At 39.8% G+C, this 19,760-nt stretch carries 15 protein-coding genes; all 15 read left to right on the top strand.

The features are described 5' to 3' along the window. Nucleotides 1–131: 131 nt before the first annotated feature. The 15 genes from ACRD69_RS05000 (at nucleotide 132) to ACRD69_RS04930 (ending at nucleotide 19,248) form a co-directional block, all read left to right on the top strand. Nucleotides 132–3,170 carry a SusC/RagA family TonB-linked outer membrane protein gene (locus tag ACRD69_RS05000; protein WP_430813970.1) on the top strand — a complete coding sequence of 1,013 codons (3,039 nt, stop codon included), beginning with the start codon at nucleotides 132–134 and terminating at the stop codon, nucleotides 3,168–3,170. 20 nt (nucleotides 3,171–3,190) lie between these two features. Next, the gene (locus tag ACRD69_RS04995; protein WP_430813969.1) at nucleotides 3,191–4,615 is read left to right on the top strand and encodes a RagB/SusD family nutrient uptake outer membrane protein; all 1,425 of its coding nucleotides are present in this window, start codon (nucleotides 3,191–3,193) and stop codon (nucleotides 4,613–4,615) included. Nucleotides 4,616–4,644: 29 nt separating this feature from the next. Next, the gene (locus ACRD69_RS04990; protein WP_430813968.1) at nucleotides 4,645–5,520 is read left to right on the top strand and encodes a PKD domain-containing protein; all 876 of its coding nucleotides are present in this window, start codon (nucleotides 4,645–4,647) and stop codon (nucleotides 5,518–5,520) included. Nucleotides 5,521–5,528: 8 nt separating this feature from the next. Further along, a complete protein-coding gene (locus ACRD69_RS04985) occupies nucleotides 5,529–6,413 on the top strand; it encodes a polysaccharide lyase family 7 protein (RefSeq protein WP_430813967.1) in 885 nt (294 codons plus the stop codon). Nucleotides 6,414–6,883: 470 nt separating this feature from the next. Further along, entirely contained in the window at nucleotides 6,884–9,103 is a 2,220-nt protein-coding gene (locus ACRD69_RS04980) for an alginate lyase family protein (RefSeq protein ID WP_430813966.1), read from the top strand. A gap of 30 nt (nucleotides 9,104–9,133) precedes the next feature. Next, complete coding sequence (locus ACRD69_RS04975; protein ID WP_430813965.1) at nucleotides 9,134–9,508, top strand: cupin domain-containing protein; 375 nt, start codon at nucleotides 9,134–9,136, stop codon at nucleotides 9,506–9,508. An 80-nt stretch (nucleotides 9,509–9,588) separates the two neighbouring features. Then, nucleotides 9,589–10,854, top strand: coding sequence for an MFS transporter (locus ACRD69_RS04970; RefSeq protein WP_430813964.1), 1,266 nt, complete (start codon nucleotides 9,589–9,591; stop codon nucleotides 10,852–10,854). An 89-nt stretch (nucleotides 10,855–10,943) separates the two neighbouring features. Then, nucleotides 10,944–11,705, top strand: coding sequence for an SDR family NAD(P)-dependent oxidoreductase (locus tag ACRD69_RS04965; protein WP_430813963.1), 762 nt, complete (start codon nucleotides 10,944–10,946; stop codon nucleotides 11,703–11,705). Between the two features lie 48 nt (nucleotides 11,706–11,753). Next, nucleotides 11,754–12,500 carry a sulfite exporter TauE/SafE family protein gene (locus ACRD69_RS04960; protein WP_430813962.1) on the top strand — a complete coding sequence of 249 codons (747 nt, stop codon included), beginning with the start codon at nucleotides 11,754–11,756 and terminating at the stop codon, nucleotides 12,498–12,500. A 169-nt stretch (nucleotides 12,501–12,669) separates the two neighbouring features. Beyond that, on the top strand, nucleotides 12,670–13,701 hold the full coding sequence (locus ACRD69_RS04955) for a PfkB family carbohydrate kinase (protein ID WP_430813961.1): 1,032 nt from the start codon (nucleotides 12,670–12,672) through the stop codon (nucleotides 13,699–13,701). Nucleotides 13,702–13,785: 84 nt separating this feature from the next. Then, a complete protein-coding gene (locus tag ACRD69_RS04950; RefSeq protein ID WP_430813960.1) occupies nucleotides 13,786–14,460 on the top strand; it encodes a bifunctional 4-hydroxy-2-oxoglutarate aldolase/2-dehydro-3-deoxy-phosphogluconate aldolase in 675 nt (224 codons plus the stop codon). Between the two features lie 177 nt (nucleotides 14,461–14,637). Continuing rightward, nucleotides 14,638–16,941 (top strand): chondroitinase-B domain-containing protein, encoded by a 2,304-nt coding sequence (locus tag ACRD69_RS04945; RefSeq protein WP_430813959.1) that lies wholly within the window; start codon nucleotides 14,638–14,640, stop codon nucleotides 16,939–16,941. Nucleotides 16,942–17,047: 106 nt separating this feature from the next. Then, nucleotides 17,048–17,908 (top strand): sugar phosphate isomerase/epimerase family protein, encoded by an 861-nt coding sequence (locus tag ACRD69_RS04940; protein WP_430813958.1) that lies wholly within the window; start codon nucleotides 17,048–17,050, stop codon nucleotides 17,906–17,908. After that, a complete protein-coding gene (locus tag ACRD69_RS04935; RefSeq protein WP_430813957.1) occupies nucleotides 17,905–18,102 on the top strand; it encodes an SDR family oxidoreductase in 198 nt (65 codons plus the stop codon). Before ACRD69_RS04940 ends, ACRD69_RS04935 begins: the two co-directional genes overlap by 4 nt. A 99-nt stretch (nucleotides 18,103–18,201) precedes the next feature. Beyond that, a complete protein-coding gene (locus ACRD69_RS04930; RefSeq protein WP_430813956.1) occupies nucleotides 18,202–19,248 on the top strand; it encodes a polysaccharide lyase family 7 protein in 1,047 nt (348 codons plus the stop codon). Nucleotides 19,249–19,760: the final 512 nt, after the last annotated feature.

Below are 19,760 nucleotides of genomic sequence, written 5' to 3'. Positions count from 1 at the left end.
TAATTATTAGTTGTAAAAAGCAGGTATTGTGTCTATGCAAAGCTAATAAATCTATTTTTTCTAATTGTCATGTAAGTGTTAGTCTATGTTAAAATATAGAACTAAACGCTTGCGGATGAAAAAAAATTACAATGAAAATCCTATTATCAACTTTTATGATGGTGTGTATTTGTACATCCTTATTAGCTCAGGTGAGTATTAAAGGGAAAGTAACAGATGCTACTGATGGATCACCTGTTATTGGGGTGACTGTTTCTGAAAAAGGAACAACAAACGGAACAATTACAAACGTAGAAGGTGAATATAACTTAACAGTTAAAGACGAGTCAAGTATTCTTGTGTTTTCTTTTATAGGATACTCGACCAAAGAAATAAATATTGGTTCTCAAACTACTATTGATGTGCAGCTTGAAACTGATGTAACCGACCTTGATGAAGTTGTTGTGGTTGGTTATGGCTCAATGAAAAAGTCACATTTGACAGGAGCAATATCAAAGGTTGTGAATGAAGACCTGGAGGAGATCGCAACAGCACGTGTCGATGAAGCACTGGTTGGTCAAATATCAGGTGTTAATATTCAGGCAACAAGTGCTGAAGCAGGAACTGCACCAACTATCCGGATTCGAGGAACAGGTTCAATAAGTGGTAGTTCTGATCCTTTAATTGTAGTCGATGGTATGGTTGTTGACTCAGACTATCTGGGTAACCTGGATATGAATGATATCGCTTCTTTTGAAGTCTTAAAAGATGCTGCTTCGGCTGCTATTTATGGTTCGCGTGGGGCAAATGGTGTAATTATGATTACATCAAAACAAGGTAAAGAAGGTAAAACGAAATTTAACTACAGTGGTTTTTATGGCGTTAAAGAAGCGCACCAAAGTGATGCTTATTACTTTTCGGTAGCCGAAACCGCAGCCGCCGAAGAAGCTGCTACAGGTACAATTTCGGACAAGACACGCTACAAACAATTAATCGGTGTTGACAGAGATTGGCAAGACGTCATATTTGACGGTGGTACAATTCAAAGTCACTCTGTAAGTGCAAGAGGTGGTAATGATAAAACTAAATTTAGTACTGCATTCAACTACCTGCATGATGAAGGGGTACTGTTAACCGACGATTATAAAAGATATAACTTCAAGGTAAAATTAGATACAAAAGTGACCGATAAGTTTTCGATGGGAGTCAATTTAAATCCATCGTATTCCGACAGAAGACGATTCGACGGTTCCACACATGATATTTTACGTCAGCCACCATGGTTGCCAACCTATCACGACGAGCATACTATTCAGTTTGTTGATAGAGCCAAATATCCGGATGTTCAGGTGGGTGACTATGCGAATCAACGTCATTTTGATAACTACATACTGGATGGCAATGAGGTTGATATTAGTAATACCTCTAATGTGAACCCTGCTGCTAAAGTTTTAGAGAGAGATTATACTTACAAAAAATTCAAAATGTATGGTAATGCTTACTTTAAGTATAAAATTACTAAAGGCTTGAATTTTAAGACCACAATTGGTGGAGACTTCCAAAACACAGACATTAGAAGATGGCAAGGTCCTTTAGCTCATAGAAATGGTGCCGACAATACGCAGCTAAATGAGCAGAATATCAATAGAATACACTTGGTGAATGACAATTTCTTTGACTACAATAAAAGTTTTGGCAATCACGAGATTACGGCCATTTTAGGTGTGTCGGTTGAAACCTGGGAGACTGAATTTAATGAAGTGTCAGCAACTGATTACACTTTTGATTACATTAAAAACATTAGCGCTGCCGGTACTATTAGCGGAGCAGAGTCAGGGAAATACGAAGAGCGTTTATTATCATTCACCAGTAGGGCAAATTATGCTTACAAAGGTAAATATCTGGCATCAGCCAGTTTCAGACGCGATGGTAGTTCGCGTTTTGGATCAGATACCAAGTATGGTAATTTTAGTGCTTTCTCAGTTGGTTGGAGATTAACTGAAGAAGATTTCTTAAAGGGTAGTGAGTTTTTAGATAACTTAAAAATCAGATTTAGTTATGGTGTTACTGGTAACAATGCCATTGACGCAGGGTCTGTTTATGAAGAGCATTATCCTTATTTAGCATTGTTAGAATCGTCTACCGCAGTTGTTAATGGTTCAGCAGTTACCGGATTCAATGCGATAAACATTGCCAATCCAAACTTAGGATGGGAAAAATCAGTAGAATATAACCCTGGTGTTGACTTTAGCTTAATGGGTGGCTTGCTTTCAGGTTCGTTAGAGTATTATAACAGAACAAGTGATAACCTTATTTTAGCCAATCCTGTTTCAACAACTACCGGATTTGCAGAAGCTCTGATTAACAGAGGTGAAGTAGAGAACAGTGGTATAGAACTGGAATTAAGATCAAGAATTAAAATCACCAATAATCTTACCTGGACAGGTACTCTATTAGGATCAAAAAATGAAAATGTATTAAAAGATTTTGCTGAATCAAATGGTCAGATTCAAAGTGTTGATTCTAAAAGAGCAGCAGAATGGATTAACCTGGAAGGTCTTCCGATCTCATCATTCTACGGCTGGGTTGTCGATAGGGATATTCCTTTAGAGTATATTAAAAATCCTTACCATCCGATCGGAGCTGAAGCTCAGGATGTTTATGTGAAAGATTTGAATGGTGACGGTATTATCGATGATGAAGATAAAGCGGTTCTGGGTAACCCTTATCCTGAATTGATTTGGAGTTTTGCAAATGATTTCAAATTTAAAAACTTCGATTTTAGCTTTATGTTCCAGGGATCACATGGTGCTGAAGTAAGAAATATGGGTGACCAATATATCTTTAACCACTTTAATAGTGCCCAGGATTTTGATCCGGCAATAACACCCGATCAGCAGTTTATTAAGCAGAAGATTTTTACAGATGATATTATCCAGGATGCTTCCTATGTGGCTTTAAGAAGTGTTAATATTGGTTATACATTTGGAAAAGGAGCCTTAGACAGAACATTTATTCAAAAAGCCAGAGTATATGTATCTGCACAAAACTTACTCTATTTTACAGCCGATGATTACACAGGTTTCAACCCTGAGTCTATTTATAATACCTCTCCAACCACCTATGGTTACCAGAGAGCGGGATCTCCAATTGCTAAAACAGTTAGTATAGGCGTTAACCTGGATTTTTAATCTAAATAAAAATGATAGACATGATAAAATATATAAGCAAAGTAGCGGTGCTTCTACTAATTGTAGTATTCACTGCTTGTGAGGACACATTTTTGAGCCCGGAACCGACAGGTGTAATAACTTCTTCTAACTTCTTTTCAACTGATACTGAATTAGAAGCAGCGTTAATAAATATGTATGATGGTATTCAGGGAGTTAATTCTACAAGCACATCAGACAATCATGGTGTTATGTATGAATTCTTTCTTACTGAGATGAGAAGTGATAATACTGAAACTAAAAGTAGTGAGGGTGAAGATGCTCAATTCGAAAGCTTTACGGTTGAAGCAACAAATGGCAGGGTAGCTGATTATTATCAAAGCTATTACAACATCATTTACAGAGCAAACCTGGTTTTAGAAAATCTTAATGCTGCTTCCGAAGAAGCTAAAGGCGCTTTTGAAGGTGAAGCAAAATTTGTAAGAGCATATGCGTATTTTAATTTGGTACGATTATTTGGCGATATCCCTTTAATTGATAAGGTTATTAGTCCGGTTGATACTGAAACGGCTTATACCAGGGTTGCTAGTTCGGTTATTTATGACTTAATCGAATCAGACTTACAAACCGCAGTTGATAACCTTGACAATACCTACCGTGGAAGAGCTTCAAAAGCTGCAGCACAGGCCTTGCTGGCAAAGGTATATCTGACTCAGGGTGAGAACTATGATCTGGCACAAGGCTTGTGTGAGGCTGTGATGGGCAGTGGATTTTCTTTAGAATCTAATTTCAAAGATATATTCTACAATGAATTAAACGATGAAGTCATTTTTGCAATTGAATACATAGGAGACCTGACAGATGTTAGTCAGAATTTTTCAGCTGAATGGTTAAATGCTGTTGGTAGAACCAGTGGGGTTAACTATGTGACAGCTAATGTTCGTGAGGCTTTAGATGCTATGGGAGGTGACAGAACAATGTATTCATATCGCCAGGATGCTTTGCAGCCTCAAAAATACCAGGTTGTTAAGTATCTTCCGAATGGTGATAGTAACTTAGGAATAGAACCTACTTCGACTGACCCGCAAAAGGCTGGTAACGACTGGATTGTATTGCGTTACGCCGATGTTTTGTTAATGCATGTTGAAGCGATTATGGCAGGAGCTAACGAAACTTCAAGCTCCACTGCAATTAGTTCTTTTATGGATGTGAGAAACAGAGCTGGAATCACCGATATGGTTTCAACAATTACCAAGGAGGATTTATTAAACGAGCGCAGAGTAGAGTTGGCTTTTGAAAACCACAGATTTTTCGACCTAGTGCGTTTTGGAATGGCAGAAGAAGTATTATCTGCTTTCTCAGACGAAACAGGAGGAAGTTTCTCTGCAACTGATTTATTGTTACCAATACCTCAGAGAGAAATTAACTTAAGTAAGGGGTTGCTGACTCAAAACCCTGGTTACTAAGCATTGTTTAACAATTAATTTGATTTAAGATGAAAAATACCAGATTAAATATAAAGGTAAATCAAAGCTCTGTTTGGAAATTGATGATCATGGTCTTAGCAATTTCTTTTACAGCTTGTGATATGGCCTACGAATTACCTGAAGCCAATTCAAAGCCGGATGAGACGCCTCCTTCTGCATACTTTACTTATGCGCAAGGACAAGGCACTGCTGAAGAATGGAAAGATTATACGTTTTCAAATTTATCGAATAGTGCGACCGATTATAGTTGGGATTTCGGCGATGGAAATACATCCACTGAGAAAGATGGTAAAAATACCTATCCGGGAGAAGGAACCTTTACGGTTACCTTAACTGCATCAGATAAATTAGGTGTGATCAGTACTCATACAGAAACTATTGAGGTTATTGAGCCAGAAGCTCCATCAGCTATAGTTCCTGTTATCCTGGAGAATAGTTTCGAAGACCTTAGCTTGCCCGATGGTACTGGTGATGGTAGGGATTCATGGAGAAATGATTTTGGAGGCGTTATTCAAATTACGAGCAGCCCTGTACAAGATGGCTCACAAGCAGCTAAGTTTCCTTCAGCAGGTGATCGTATCGCTTATCAGGATGGGATTGCTGTTTCACCAAATACTGATTACGTTCTTACCTATTACTACACCATGAAAAGTGGAACAGGTAATTTAACTGTTAACGTACTAGGCGGCACAATTACTGACTTGTCTGAGGTTGCTACAGCTTCATTAGGTGAGCATATTGGAACTGATATGACGGATTCAAATACCTACGTAAAAGTCTCAATTCCTTTTAATACAGGTACTAACGGAACTGTTTCAATACTTATCACCAACGAAGGAGTTGAATGCCGTGCCGATCTATTTGAAATTGAGGTAGCTCAGTAAAACTAATAATGCTTAAAACAGGTATATATATCATCTTATGGAGTTTGCTGCTAACAGTTACACTTGTTAGTTGTCAGGATTCAGTTGAAGATACTATCGAATTTACTGAGCCTGTTGAAGAAGTAAATTACAAGTTACCCAAAATTGATTTAAGCAACTGGAAAGTAACACTTCCGATAGGAAACCCTACGGAAGTGTTACCCCCTGAGATATTGGATTATGCTACTAATAAAACGCTAAGGCCTTTTATGTATAACGATTCCATTGAGGGAGCCATCGTGTTTTATACCTATCCGGCAGCATCAACAGCTAATTCTACTTACTCAAGAACAGAATTAAGGGAATTGATGAACCCGGAGGATAAGGGGAAAACAAATTGGACTTTCACTGATGGCGCATACATGAAAGGGACTCTGGCAATGTCAGATATCTCGAAAGATGATGAAGGGGATTATCACAGGGCTATCATCATGCAAATTCATGGCAGGTTAACAGATGAACAGAGAGATTTAATAGGAGCAAAGGATAACAACGCGCCTCCAATACTTAAAATATATTGGACGAATGGAGCGGTTAGAGTAAAAACCAAAGTACTAAAAGATCTTGATGATTCATACGAAGAATTGCTTCATACGGATGCCTGGGGTGATGATGATGGGTTTACCTTCTCAGAACTGGTAGGCTTTGGTAAGTTCACGCTGGAAGTGAAAGTTTCTGAGGGTAGAATGGAAGTTGTTTTGAACGGTAAAGAATCTGTAGTTTATGATGATATCCACATTCAAAAATGGGGTGTGTTTGATAATTACTTTAAAGCTGGTAATTATTTAATATCACATGATCAGGATGCTTTTTCAAAAGTTAACTACTATGAATTAGAAGTGGAGCATGAGTGATTACTGTATTTCTTCAGTAACATGTTGAGCCAGGTGCTTTAATAATAATTTTAGGCATCATACTAATTATAAAAAATTGACTGGTTGGCGGCCAGGTTAAAATAGATGTTCTGGCTGTCAATATTATTGCTTTTTAGATTTTCTTGGAGGAGTAAGAGGCCTGCATTCATTAAGGTTTAGTTGCAAATTTATTGCAGGCCTCTTTTCTAAGAGCGTTTCAATAATGTATATGATTTTAGAAGTTTTTGTTGGAATAGGAAATGAAATACACATTTTGAATGAGTGAGTTAAGCGCTAAGAACTCTGTTCATTTTTAAGACTTAACGTGGCCTTGTGGGTAATAAAACCTGGGCAAAGGATAATAAAATACGGGTGAGACCACAAACATCAATTCCAAACCAAAAGCTTACCAAAAGGCAATGAAAATTGTGTGCGTTGATTAGTTGTAAAGGAGCTTAAAGAAATTGTAAATGAAAAGTTTAAATAAATATATCTGGATTATAACGGTTGTTATTGGACTCATAGCGTGTAGTCATGAGTCTGATAACACCCATTATCCCAAAGTTATTTTAACAGAAGCGGCGGTAAAGGCGATTCGTGCGGAGCAGGCAAATTTACCTTTGCTGAAACATTCGATTGAAAACCTGCAGAAGAAGGTGGAAAAGGAAATGTTGAAAGGTATTGATGTTCCGACACCTAAGGATCCGGCAGGAGGTTACACACATGAGCAGCACAAGCAGAATTACATTAACATGTATGGAGCAGGTGTTTTGTGGCAGGTTACCGGCGAAGCTCATTTTGCCAATTATGTGCGCGACATGTTGTTGGAGTATGCAGAGATGTATCCTACGTTGAAGGAGCATCCCGTAAAAGCTTCGTACGCGCCAGGTCGTTTATTCTGGCAGCAGTTGAATGAGGCTGTGTGGTTAGTATACGTAAGTCAGGCTTTCGATTGTATTGCGGGAGTTTTAACAACAGAACAGAAGGATACGATTGAAAAGCAATTGTTACTGCCATATGCCGATTTTTTATCGGTGGAGAATCCAAGGGTTTTTAATCGTGTGCACAATCATGGTGTGTGGGCAGCAGCTGCTGTTGGTATGGCGGGTTTTGCCATGGATAATGACGAGTTGGTCAATCGTGCATTCAATGGTGTGGAGACAGGTCCAAAAGGAGAACTTGGAGCTGGTTTCCTGGTGCAGTTGACACAACTATTCTCCCCTGATGGGTATTATACCGAAGGGCCGTATTACCAGCGTTATGCCATGTTGCCTTATCTGTTGTTCGCGCAAGCCATTGATAACAACCGCCCGGAGATGAGAATTTTTGAATACCATGATGGCGTATTACAAAAAGCAGCTTTAACCACATTGCAGTTAACCAATACCAATGGGCAATTCTTTCCAATCAATGACGCACTGAAAAGCATGTCATATATGTCAACATCATTGGTTCATGCTGTAGATTTTGTTTATGGTTTAGATGAATCTCAGAAGGAACTATTGAGCATTGCCCGGGAACAAGGTGAAGTGATTATCTGCGAAGCAGGTTTAAAAGTAGCACGCGCAATAGCTAATGGAGAAAGTCAACCCTTTAAGTGGGAATCAAATGAGTATAGAGATGGCCCGGAAGGAAAACAGGGAGCTTTTGGTGTATTGCGGTCCAATACTGGTAAAAACAGCCAGACCGTAACCATGAAATATGCCTCGCAAGGCATGGGACACGGTCACTTCGATCGCCTAACCATCTCGTTTTACGACCAGGGAAAGGAAATATTACAAGATTATGGAGCAGCCCGCTATGTCAATGTGGAGTACAAGCATGGTGGTCGCTATCTGCCGGAGAATAAAACCTGGGCGCGTCAAACCATTGCACATAACACGCTGGTTGTTGATAAAGACTCACAATCAGAAGGGAAGGTAAAAGTGGCTTCATCGCACCATTCTGAGCCCTGGGTATTTGATGCTTCGAAAGCGGAAGTAAAAGTAATGAGCGCTAAAGAGAATAAGGCCTACGAAGGGGTAAATATGCATCGTACCATTGCCTTATTGAATATTCCTGAGTTATCGAATGATGCAATTATACTGGATTTATACCGTGTTGAATCAAAACGTCAACACAAGTATCACTTGCCTTATTATTATATGGGGCAGATGATGCATACCAATGTAGAATACAAGCCGGAAACGACCCAGTTAAAAGCATTGGGTAAGAATGATGGATACCAGCACCTCTGGAATACCGGCAATGGTATTATGAAAGCCGGAGCCAATCGCTTTGTGTGGTTAAATGATGACCGCTTTTATACATTAACTACCGAAGCACAGCTCAATGACAAATTGGTATTTGCGCGCATTGGTGCCGGTGACCCGGAATTTAACCTGCGCAATGAGCCGTCTGTCATTATTGAAAGAGGTAACACAGCCAATACCTTATTTGCTTCCACCATTGAAGCGCATGGAAATAAGCATCCGGTTACCGAGTTGGTCAATGGCTTAAAAGGCAATGTGACTGATATAAAAACCTTAATCAATAACAGTGAATACACCCTTGTTCAATTGTTTTTAGCAAATAAAAAGCAGGTGACTTTTGCCATTTGCAATACGAATAACGACCAATCAATAACGCACCACTTGACTGCTAATGGGCAGGAATACAGATGGACTGGTGCTTATCAATTATTCAAATAAAAGAAGAGTAAAATATTAAAACAACGGATTATGAAACGATTTAGCGAAAAGTTTATCCTAACACAAAAGATGGAATGGGAAGATTTAGGTGGTGGAGTATCACGTAAATTCTTAGGTTGGGACAATCAGATTATGATGGTACAGGTGAAGTTTGAAAAAGGAGCAGAAGGCACGCCTCACGACCACTTCCATACTCAGGCAACTTATGTGGCTTCAGGGAAGTTTGAGTTTACCATCGATGGTGAGAAGCAGATTGTGGAAGGCGGCGACGGTGTTTACATCGAACCGAATCTGGTCCATGGTGCCCTTTGCCTTGAGCCTGGCATTCTTATCGATGTATTTAGTCCGGTACGTGAGGACTTCCTGAGTGGTGACGGTGTTTCATATTTTGGAGATAAAAAATAAAAAAATAGAGATGAGAAGGGAGAGGTGAGGATTGTGTTCTCATTTCTCACCTCTTAAATCTCACTTCTAAAATTAAAACTATGAAGTTAAAAGGACTAAGATGGTGGATTATTGGATTAATCGGATTAGCAACCATCATTAATTATATTGACAGAAGTGCTCTGGCTATTATGTGGCCAAGTATCGCTGAGGACTTAGGGATGACTAAGAATGATTATGCCTTGATTCTGAATGTATTCATGGTAGCTTATGCTGTCGGACAGTCGGTTTCGGGAAAATTATTTGATAAGATTGGTACCCGCATGGGATATGTGGTGGTTATCATTGTCTGGGGCTTATCTTCATTCTTTCACTCCATGGCCCGTGGTATCTTGTCATTCAGCTTTTTGCGTGTAACACTCGGTTTGGGTGAAGCAGGTAACTGGCCTGGAGCAGCGAAAAGTAACGCAGAGTGGTTTCCAATCAAAGAGCGTGCAATTGCCCAGGGCATTTTCAATGCGGGAGCATCTGTAGGATCAGTTGTGGCACCGCCTCTGATCGCCTTGTTGTGGGCTGCATTTGGCTGGCAGGTAACCTTTATGTTTGTAGGTTCATTTGGACTTATCTGGTTAATTCCATGGTTGATTATTAATCGCCAGGGAGTAGATAAACATCCCTGGCTAACTGACTTAGAGCGCCAGTATATCAAAGAGGGACAGCACAAAGCTGACCAGGACACAGAAACTAAGGGAAAGAGCATTGGACAGATTTTGCGTCACAAAGAATCGTGGTCGGTACTTATCGGTCGTTTCTTCTTAGAGCCAATCTGGTGGTTATTTGTTGGTTGGATGCCGCTTTACCTGGCCGATGTTTATGGATTCGATGTAAAGCAAATCGGTTTCTTTGCCTGGGTACCTTATGTTGGTGCAGCAGTTGGAAGTATCGCCGGAGGATGGTATTCCGGTCGCCTGATGTCGAAAGGACATTCAGTGAACCGTTCGCGCAAAACCACGATTGTGATTGGAGCAGCCTTAATGTTCTTAGGCCTGGTGGTGACCATTTTATTTGCCGATACACCTGAGAAATTTGTAGGTATTGTTGCCCTGGTATTGTTTGGTTTCCAATTTGCTATTAGTAATGTTCAAACGATTCCAAGTGATTTATTTAGTGGTAAATCAGTAGGCTCATTAGCAGGATTCGGTGGAACAGTTGGTGTTTTCTCGGTAATCGTGATGAATACATTGGTTCCAATCATTTCAGAGATTTCATATACGCCAATTTTTGTAATGATCGCGGTATTTGTGCCGCTTGGCGTTGGAGCTATCTATTTCTTTGCTCCAAAAATTAAATCTGTAGAAGAGAATTAAGATAATGATAGTGGCGCTCGAAGGCCCGTTGAGCACCCACTATCTTTTAAATTGAAAAAAGAAAGATAAAACTATAAAAACGAATAACAATGAGTACAAATGATAAAGTAGCTATTGTAACTGGTGCGACTGGTGGTATTGGATTTGAGGTAGCAAAACGTTTAGGTAAAGACGGCTATACAGTAGTTTTAAATGGTATTGAAGATGAGGCTGGAGCAGAAAGAGTAAAAGAATTGACTGCTGAAGGTATTACCGCTGAATATTATGGTTTTGATGTAACCAATGAGGAAGCTGTTACAAAAAATATAACAGCTGTTGGTGAAAAATATGGACGTATCGATGTGTTGGTTAATAACGCCGGTGGTTTAGGTGGTCGTCAGCGCTTTGAAGAAATGACCACTGAGTTCTACCGTTTTGTAATGGCTTTAAACCTGGACTCCGTATTTTTTGCTTCACGTGCAGCTATTCCATTCCTTAAGAAAAGCGATAACGCTTCAATTATTAACTATACATCGAATGCAGGATGGAATGCAGGTGGTCCGGGAGCAGGTATTTATGGCACATCAAAAGCAGGTGTGCATGCCATTACCCGTGCGTTAGCTAAAGATTTGGCTGAGTACCAGATTCGTGTAAATGCAGTATCACCAGGTACGATTGATACACCGTTTCATGCGCAGATTAAGTCGACTAAACCAGAAGTGTTTGCTTCATGGAAGAACAACATCATGCTAGGTCGTTTAGGTCAGCCTGAAGAAGTTGCGTCTGTTGTTGCTTTCTTAGCAAGCAAAGATGCTTCATTTATCACTGCTGAAACCATTCAGATTGGTGGTGGACAGGCATTAGGAATTTAATTACACAATGATAGTTGCAGCTAAAGAGCTGTAACGGGTTTTTTTATTTTGGATTTAATAAACTATGCAATTCTGGTGCTGGCAGGAGTCGGTGCCGGATTCATTAATGTAGTTGCCGGAGGAGGTTCCTTAATTACACTTCCTTTAATGATCTTTTTAGGTCTTCCTCCGGCCATTGCAAATGGGAGCAATCGAATTGCTCTACTGGCGCAAAATATTGTGGCAGTCAGCAATTTTAAGGCGAAAAAAGTATCGCCCGGAAACTTTGGTATTTATTTGGGGTGTATAGCCTTATTGGGCGCTGTTATTGGTGCCAATATTGCGGTTGATATACCCGCCAGACTATTTAACCGCATCTTGTCTGTTGTGATGATTGTTGTCGCTGTATTAATGGCTTTTAATCCATCATACAACAATTTGCATGGCGAGAATTTAAGTAAGAATCGAAAACTATTGGCTTACGTCGCCTTCTTTCTGATTGGCATATATGGTGGTTTCTTACATGCTGGTATTGGTTTTATAATGATGCTGGCATTGGTTAAAATCAATGGCTATTCACTGGTTAAAACCAACAGTATTAAAGTGACTGTTGCCTTAATTTACACCGTAGCAGCATTGGGAGTGTTTATCTACGAAGGTATGATTGATTGGAAAGCAGGCTCGATACTGGCTATAGGAAGTGCTACTGGCGGATGGTTAGGAAGCCATTTCTCAGTGAGCAAAGGTGACAAGTGGATTAAACGATTTGTATTGGTGGCTATTGTGGCCATGGCCATTAAATTGTGGCTGTTTTAAAAAGCCCCTTTCCCTTCGGCCTGACCTGGAGAGCAAGAATTATTGCCGAATTAACTAAATCTTCTCCTTGGGGAAGTGATCTGGGCGATGGGGTGTTAATTAAGTTTTTTTGTGAATAATAGCAGTCTGCTAACAATCCCGATTGATATCGGGGCTAATTAACTGTATTATGAAAGTTGTAACATTTGGAGAAATCATGTTGCGTTTGGCAACACCGGGATATAAAAGATTTAATCAAACCGATGAATTTACAGCCACTTTTGGTGGAGGAGAAGGAAACGTAGCCGTGTCTTTGGCTAATTATGGTGTACCTGTGAGTTTTGTAACTCGCCTGCCTGAAAATGATATTGCTCAAGCGTGTGTTCAGCAACTGCGCGGTTTAGGTGTGGATACCAATGATATTGTTTATGGTGGTGATCGCATGGGGATCTATTTTTTAGAGACAGGAGCAGTTAGCCGTGCAAGTAAGGTGGTATATGACCGTGCGCATTCTGCCATATCAGAGATCGAAAGCGGCATGGTTGATTGGGATAAAGTATTTGAAGGAGCAACCTGGTTTCACTGGACGGGTATTACGCCGGCCATTTCACAATCGGCAGCTGATGTTTGTTTAGAAGCCATAAAGGCAGCTAACGAGCGTGGTATTACGGTTTCGACCGATATCAACTACCGTAAAAACTTGTGGAAATATGGTAAAACAGCCGGAGAAGTAATGCCTGATTTAGTGGCTGGTTGTGATGTCGTATTGGGTAATGAAGAGGATGCAGCCATGGCTTTGGATATTCATCCTGAGGGTGTTGATGTGACGGGTGGTCATGTCGATGCTGAAGCGTATTTATCTGTATCGCAGAAAATAATGGCTAAATTCCCTCGTGTTAAGAAAGTGATTACGACCCTTCGTGGTTCGCACAGTGCCAACCACAACAGCTGGGCCGGTGTGTTGTATGACGGTGAAACACTTTATAAATCGCCTGGTTACGAGATAACACACATCGTTGACCGTGTTGGTGGTGGTGATTCGTTTATGGGTGGATTAATTTATGGTTTACTCACATACAAAGAAGACTTGCAATCGGCCTTGAACTTTGCAGTCGCAGCTTCGTGTCTGAAACACACCGTATATGGTGACTACAATCGTGTGACTGTGTCTGAAGTTGAGAAGCTGATGAGTGGTGACGCATCAGGTCGGGTGAGTAGATAAAATAGTATATGGGCAGCAGACAATGGTCAGAAGTGAAATATTTTACGTGTCTGTCATCCGTCTTCTGTCTTCAAACATTTAGATATGTCAAAATTTTCAAGAATAGATGTTACCATCAAGATGAAAGAAACGGGTATTGTACCGGTTTTTTATCATGCAGATGTGGAGATTTGTAAGCAGGTTTTAAAAGCCTGTTACGAGGGTGGTGCTCGTGTCTTCGAATTTACCAATCGCGGTGATTTTGCTCACGAGGTGTTTGGAAAATTAACCAAATATGTGCGTCAGGAACTACCGGAATTGGCCATGGGCGTTGGTTCCATTATTGATGCAGCAACAACGGCTTTATACATGCAGTTAGGGGCTGACTTCATTGTGTCGCCTGTTTTGAATGAAGAAATGGCTAAAGTTTGTAATCGCCGAAAGGTTAGCTGGTCACCAGGTTGTGGTTCGTTAACAGAGATTTCAAAAGCTGAGGAGCTGGGTGCTGAAGTCGTAAAGATTTTCCCGGGTCAGCAGGTAGGAGGTCCTGAGTTTGTAAAAGCCATAAAAGGGCCTTGTCCATGGTCAAGCATAATGCCTACTGGAGGTGTAGAACCAACGGAAGAAAATTTATCTAAATGGTTCAAAGCCGGAGTTCATTGCGTTGGCATGGGATCGCAGTTGATTAGCAAAGATGTTATTGCGTCAGGCAACTATGCGTTGCTCACCGAGATGGTAAAAAAAGCCATTACACTGGTACAGAAACTGAAGGCCTGTTAAGCTGCAAGAACATGATTTATATTAAATTGCTTCGGACTTCATGCACCGGGCTTTGGATTTATAAAAATAAATAGTAGTTCGAAACGAGTACAACAATGCAGCTTATTGTAATGCCAATGTCGATTGAGTCTGTATTGTTGTATTTTGTTTAAAATAAGAAGTGAAAAACAGTTAATCATGAAAAGAATACTGATTCTTTTATCAATCATCATAACATTATCTGCTTGTCAGCTTACTAATGATGAGATATTGGTAAGCGATAAAGAGCAGCTCAATACAGCCATTGCCAATGCCAGGGCAGGCGATGTTATTGTAATGAAAAATGGCGTTTGGAAAGACCTTATCATCAAGATATCAACTGCAGGAACTAAAGACGCACCAGTGTTGCTAAAGGCACAAACACCTGGAGAAGTATTTATTGAAGGCGTCTCTTGCATTAAGTTGGGCGGTTCATATATTCATGTTGAAGGTTTGTTCTTTAGAAATGGGTATACACCTTCCAATGCGGTTATTGATTTTAAAATTAACCAGGATCATTTGGCCAGCTATTGCCGGGTGTCTAACTGTGTGATTAAGGACTTCAACCAGATGAGCCGCGACAGAAAAGACCATTGGGTTGAGTTTTGGGGACGCCATAATCAGCTCGATCATTGTTACTTATCCGGAAAATCAAATGAGGGCCCTACCATTCGGGTGGATATAAAAGGGAACAGAAGCATTAACAACTACCATCAGATAATTCATAACTATTTTGGCCCACGTCCGCGCAAGGGAGGTCCAAAGGCTGAAACCATACAGTTGGGTGATAGTTTTAGTTCGATGTCGCCAAGTTATACGACTGTTGCTCATAACCTTTTTGACCGTTGTAATGGCGAGGTCGAAATAATTTCCAGTAAAACCAATTACAACGAATTTCGAAACAATGTCTTTTATAAGAGTGAAGGCTCCCTGGTAACACGCCACGGTAATTATTGTATCATTGATGGTAACTATTTTATTGGTGATGATGAATCTGAGAATATCGGAGGCATCAGAATTATTAATACAGGCCATAAGGTAACCAATAATTATTTCTACAATTTGAAGGGGAAAAGCTTTAGAAGTCCACTGGCTGTAATGAATGGCATTCCAAAATCACCTCTGAATAGATATAACCAGGTAACTGATGTTGTGGTTGCTTACAATACCTGGGTTGATTGTGCATCACCCTGGCAGTTTGGTGTTGGTACCAACATCAGTCAGAGAGAAGTGCTGCCCAAGTCAGAGATTCGTTCAGCACGTCCGTTGCGTACATTAGTGGCCAATAACATTATCTACAATAAGGTGGGTGATGCAGCTCCTGTTATTGAGCATGACAAGGCTGATGGTGTATTGTTTAAAAGCAATGTGATCAACAATCAAGGTGTTGAATTTGAAAAACGGGATGGCCTTGTAGCCAGTTCGATTGAAATGATGCCAGGGGGAGAAAATATTTTCGTACCTGTCAGTCAGCCAACTGAAGTGGAAGCCTATATGGGCTTTGAGTTTGAACACTTAAACAAAGATATAAGCGGGCAGAAACGAAATCCTATGGAGGCAATTGGTGCCATTGCCGGGCAATTGAAAGGCAGTATCGATATTTTAGATAAATCAAAGTATGGCCCTGATTGGTTTGAGACAGAAACAGAGACTGTTGAAGCAAATAAGATCGAAACGAACACTGATAACTTTATTGCCAATCTCAAAGAAGCTAAACCGGGTGATGTGTTGGTTCTCAATGATGGGAATTATAACATTAAGTCTTCTTTAGTAGTGAATAAAAATATCACTCTAAAAGCTAAAAGCAGTAAAAGGGCTAAGCTTATTTATGCAGGTAAGAAAGGAACTGCAGCTTTTGAAATGCATCCGAAAGGGCATTTGGTATTGGATGGAATTGTTCTTACAGGTCAGGATACTCAGTATGCTTTTGCCAGTTTAAAAGAAAACATGTCCAGCCATTATACTTTGAGTGTTAATAACTGCGATGTTTCAAATTTCGATTATGTGCTAAAGGCCTATAAACAAAGCTTTGCTGAATTCATTACCATTAAAGGAACGAAGTTCAGTGACTGTGCAAATGGTTTAGAGCTTTCACAAGAGACCAATGATAAAGGCGATTACAACGTAGAGTTTCTGACTATTGATGATTGTTATTTTAATTCCATCCAAAGTAATGTTATTGATTATTACAGAGGTGGATATGATGAGTCTACAATTGGTGGTAACTTGCGATTGACGCATTGCTCATTTACCAATTGTGGTGCCAGGGAAGAGAATGGAATATTAATTAATACACGTGGTATTGTTAATGTTGAAATCAGTGATAACAGCTTTAAAAATAATCCGGTAAAACTTGTTGCATTACTATGGGGAGCCAAGAATAATACGCATAGCAATAATGAACTAATGAATTCCGGTAAAATTGTTGTTGAAGAGAATCTAAAACTGAAACTGGTATATTAAGCGATTAGACTTATAATATTTGACCTGTAATGTGTTTGTGTATTGTGTGATTATTTCACAATGAAGGCTGCCGACAGGTGGCCTTTTTTGTTATAAAACTTCCATCATGCTAAGAAATAAACAGCTGCTTTTAGTCTTATCTGTATTGCTTGTGGGTGCTTCATGTGAGCAAAAGCCAAAGTTGATTGAGATGGCAGAATTGTATCCCTGGTGCATTGTTGCCTACGACTCATTAGAACGCACACCGGCAGAACGAATAGACATGCTTCAGGAGCTCGGATTTGAGAAGTATGCTTATGATTGGCGTGACAGGCATCTGGATGATACTAAGGAAGAACTTAGTCTGGCTGTTGAAAAGGATATAGAAGTTATATCGGTATGGCTATGGCTTAATGCCAAACGAGATAGTATTGATAAGATTAGTCTGGGCAATGAACGATTATTCTCCATTCTAGAAGACTTACGTTTAGAAACGACTTTTTGGGTCAGTATGAGCCCCAATTTCTTTAAGGAGCAAGCAGATGAAACATCTCTTAAAGAAGCGATTGCTTTTATACAGTTTATTGCTGAAAAAGCTGAAGAGATCAATTGCAAAGTCGCGCTTTACAATCATACTGGCTGGTTTGCTAATCCGAATAATCAAATAAAGATTATTGATGCCTTGCCTCAACATGAATTAAGTATTGTTTATAATTTTCATCATGGACACAAGGATGTAGAACGCTTTCCTGCTTTGGTGGAAGACATGTTGCCATATCTGTCAGCCGTCAATTTAAATGGTATGCGCGATGGGCATAAGGTTCTTACAATAGGGAAGGGAGAATATGAAAAGCAAATGCTGCAAACATTACTAGATGCGGGATATACAAGTCCCTTTGGGATTCTAGGACATGTGGAAGGTGCAGATGTAAGAACTATTCTTGAGGAAAATCTGGCAGGACTTCAAAAGATGCCATCGCTCAGATGACCATGGCTTTCGCCAATGAATGGGCTTCTCACGGAGTGAATGTTGATGCCATTGCACCTGGATATATCAATACCGATAATACTAAAGCTTTAAGAAAAGATGCTGAACGCTCAGAAACCATATTAACCAGATTACCAGCCGGTCGTTGGGGGAGGCCCGATGATTTTGCAAGCCCCATTGTATTCCTTTGTTAAAAGGCTTCTGCCTATGTGAATGGGAGTACTTTATTGGTTGATGGAGGCAGGATGGGACCTTAGCTTGAACATTAAAAATGAATAAAAACGATAAATAAAATGAATTTCACTCAAGTACTTTTGCTGCTTAGTTTAACTGTGTTATTTAGCAGCTGTTTTAATTCTTCGAAAAAGTCAACAAATAACGAAGTTGACAATGCTGTTTATCCAAGCGATGTGATTCCTTTTATGGACGAATGGAAAATTCTTTTGGGTGATGGTACTTATAACAACAAATTAGTCAACTATCAGAAAGATGGTTTCTTTTTTGTTCAAAATGAAGGTGAAACCAATTGGGTGGTGTATAAAACACCCAACCTTGGTGTTACATCAAGAACCTCCAAAAATACAAGGACGGAATTGGGACAAATTAAACGATGGAAGCCCCTGGAAGGCGGTAAATTGACCGGCACTTTAAAAGTTATGCACGTATCAAGCTCAGGTGATGCGCGGGTGGCATCTTCATATTCGGTTGTTGTGGGGCAGATACACAGTGACGAAGGACATGAGAATGAACCTCTGAAAATCTTTTATAAGAAGTTTCCCGGACACAGCAAAGGTTCTGTCTTTTGGAATTATGAAATAAATACTGCTGGCGATAATGCCAAACGATGGGATTACTCAACTCCAGCATGGGGTTACGACAATACCGTGGTGGGATACAGTGCCGATGAATATCCGGACGAACCTGTAGATGGTATCGCATTAGGCGAAGAATTCAGTTATGAGGTTAATGTTTATAAGGGAGTAATGTATCTGACATTTGCCAGCGAAGGACATGAAACTGTCACTTTTACCAAAAACTTAGTGAAGTCTGATTTTGCCACAAAAATTGCTATTCCAGAGCAAATAAAGAAGCGCTATCCTGCCAGCCGAAGTGATGGAATAGAACGTGAGAATGCTTATGCCGGCGAGTTGCAGTTTTTTAAGCAAGGGGCTTATAATCAAACCAGAAGCAAATGCTCTGAGGATAGTTTAGGGATGAACAGTAAGACTGAAAGTGTTGCTGATGATATTGAAAGGCAATATGCCAATGGCTGTTATGCAGAGGTATGGTTTAAAGAAGCAAGTGTTGGAGCAGGAACACCTCCAGCGGATAAAAACTAATACTATTAATAGTTTTTGACCGGTATAAAGTTGAAATTGCTTATCAATTTGTAAGTGAATTCCATTCAAATACACAAAAAATCAAAAGAGCCTGATATATCATGTATCAGGCTTTTTGATTTTATACAAGTATTGCACAGCAGGGAGAGTTAAAGGAAAGTTGAATTCTATCTTTTTAAGACCTCAGAAGAGCTTGTTTGAGCATATAACCCTTGTAACACCAAGCCACAGCATTGCGTAAGATTATAAACCATGAAGGGGCTAAAGGCGTTTTATGATAGGGTATTATTTGTTGTTGAGAGTGTCAGATTTTAATAGTATACTTGAATTAAACCTACCCAGATGATTTTAACAAAACCAAACGAGTACAAAAGCATCCAGGTATTTAATGAAGCATACTTATATTCAGGGATTTGAATGGTCGTATTGTTACTTGAATACTAATAGCTGACGAAGGATTCGTTCATACCTTTATACAGGGTGAATGATGCTTAAGTATTCAGAATATTATT

This window comes from Carboxylicivirga agarovorans (genome assembly GCF_050589845.1).
GTDB lineage: Bacteria > Bacteroidota > Bacteroidia > Bacteroidales > Marinilabiliaceae > Carboxylicivirga > Carboxylicivirga agarovorans.
This window is presented reverse-complemented; position numbering and strand designations above follow the sequence as displayed.

Excerpts from the sequence above, each read along its gene's own strand:
- ACRD69_RS04940 (WP_430813958.1), top strand. The coding sequence starts at position 17,048 with ATGCTAAGAAATAAACAGCTGCTTTTAGTCTTATCTGTATTGCTTGTG.
- ACRD69_RS04930 (WP_430813956.1), top strand. The coding sequence starts at position 18,202 with ATGAATTTCACTCAAGTACTTTTGCTGCTTAGTTTAACTGTGTTATTT.
- ACRD69_RS04955 (WP_430813961.1), top strand. The coding sequence starts at position 12,670 with ATGAAAGTTGTAACATTTGGAGAAATCATGTTGCGTTTGGCAACACCG.
- ACRD69_RS04950 (WP_430813960.1), top strand. The coding sequence starts at position 13,786 with ATGTCAAAATTTTCAAGAATAGATGTTACCATCAAGATGAAAGAAACG.
- ACRD69_RS04980 (WP_430813966.1), top strand. The coding sequence starts at position 6,884 with ATGAAAAGTTTAAATAAATATATCTGGATTATAACGGTTGTTATTGGA.
- ACRD69_RS04990 (WP_430813968.1), top strand. The coding sequence starts at position 4,645 with ATGAAAAATACCAGATTAAATATAAAGGTAAATCAAAGCTCTGTTTGG.
- ACRD69_RS04985 (WP_430813967.1), top strand. The coding sequence starts at position 5,529 with ATGCTTAAAACAGGTATATATATCATCTTATGGAGTTTGCTGCTAACA.
- ACRD69_RS04965 (WP_430813963.1), top strand. The coding sequence starts at position 10,944 with ATGAGTACAAATGATAAAGTAGCTATTGTAACTGGTGCGACTGGTGGT.
- ACRD69_RS04995 (WP_430813969.1), top strand. The coding sequence starts at position 3,191 with ATGATAAAATATATAAGCAAAGTAGCGGTGCTTCTACTAATTGTAGTA.
- ACRD69_RS05000 (WP_430813970.1), top strand. The coding sequence starts at position 132 with ATGAAAATCCTATTATCAACTTTTATGATGGTGTGTATTTGTACATCC.
- ACRD69_RS04975 (WP_430813965.1), top strand. The coding sequence starts at position 9,134 with ATGAAACGATTTAGCGAAAAGTTTATCCTAACACAAAAGATGGAATGG.
- ACRD69_RS04970 (WP_430813964.1), top strand. The coding sequence starts at position 9,589 with ATGAAGTTAAAAGGACTAAGATGGTGGATTATTGGATTAATCGGATTA.
- ACRD69_RS04935 (WP_430813957.1), top strand. The coding sequence starts at position 17,905 with ATGACCATGGCTTTCGCCAATGAATGGGCTTCTCACGGAGTGAATGTT.
- ACRD69_RS04945 (WP_430813959.1), top strand. The coding sequence starts at position 14,638 with ATGAAAAGAATACTGATTCTTTTATCAATCATCATAACATTATCTGCT.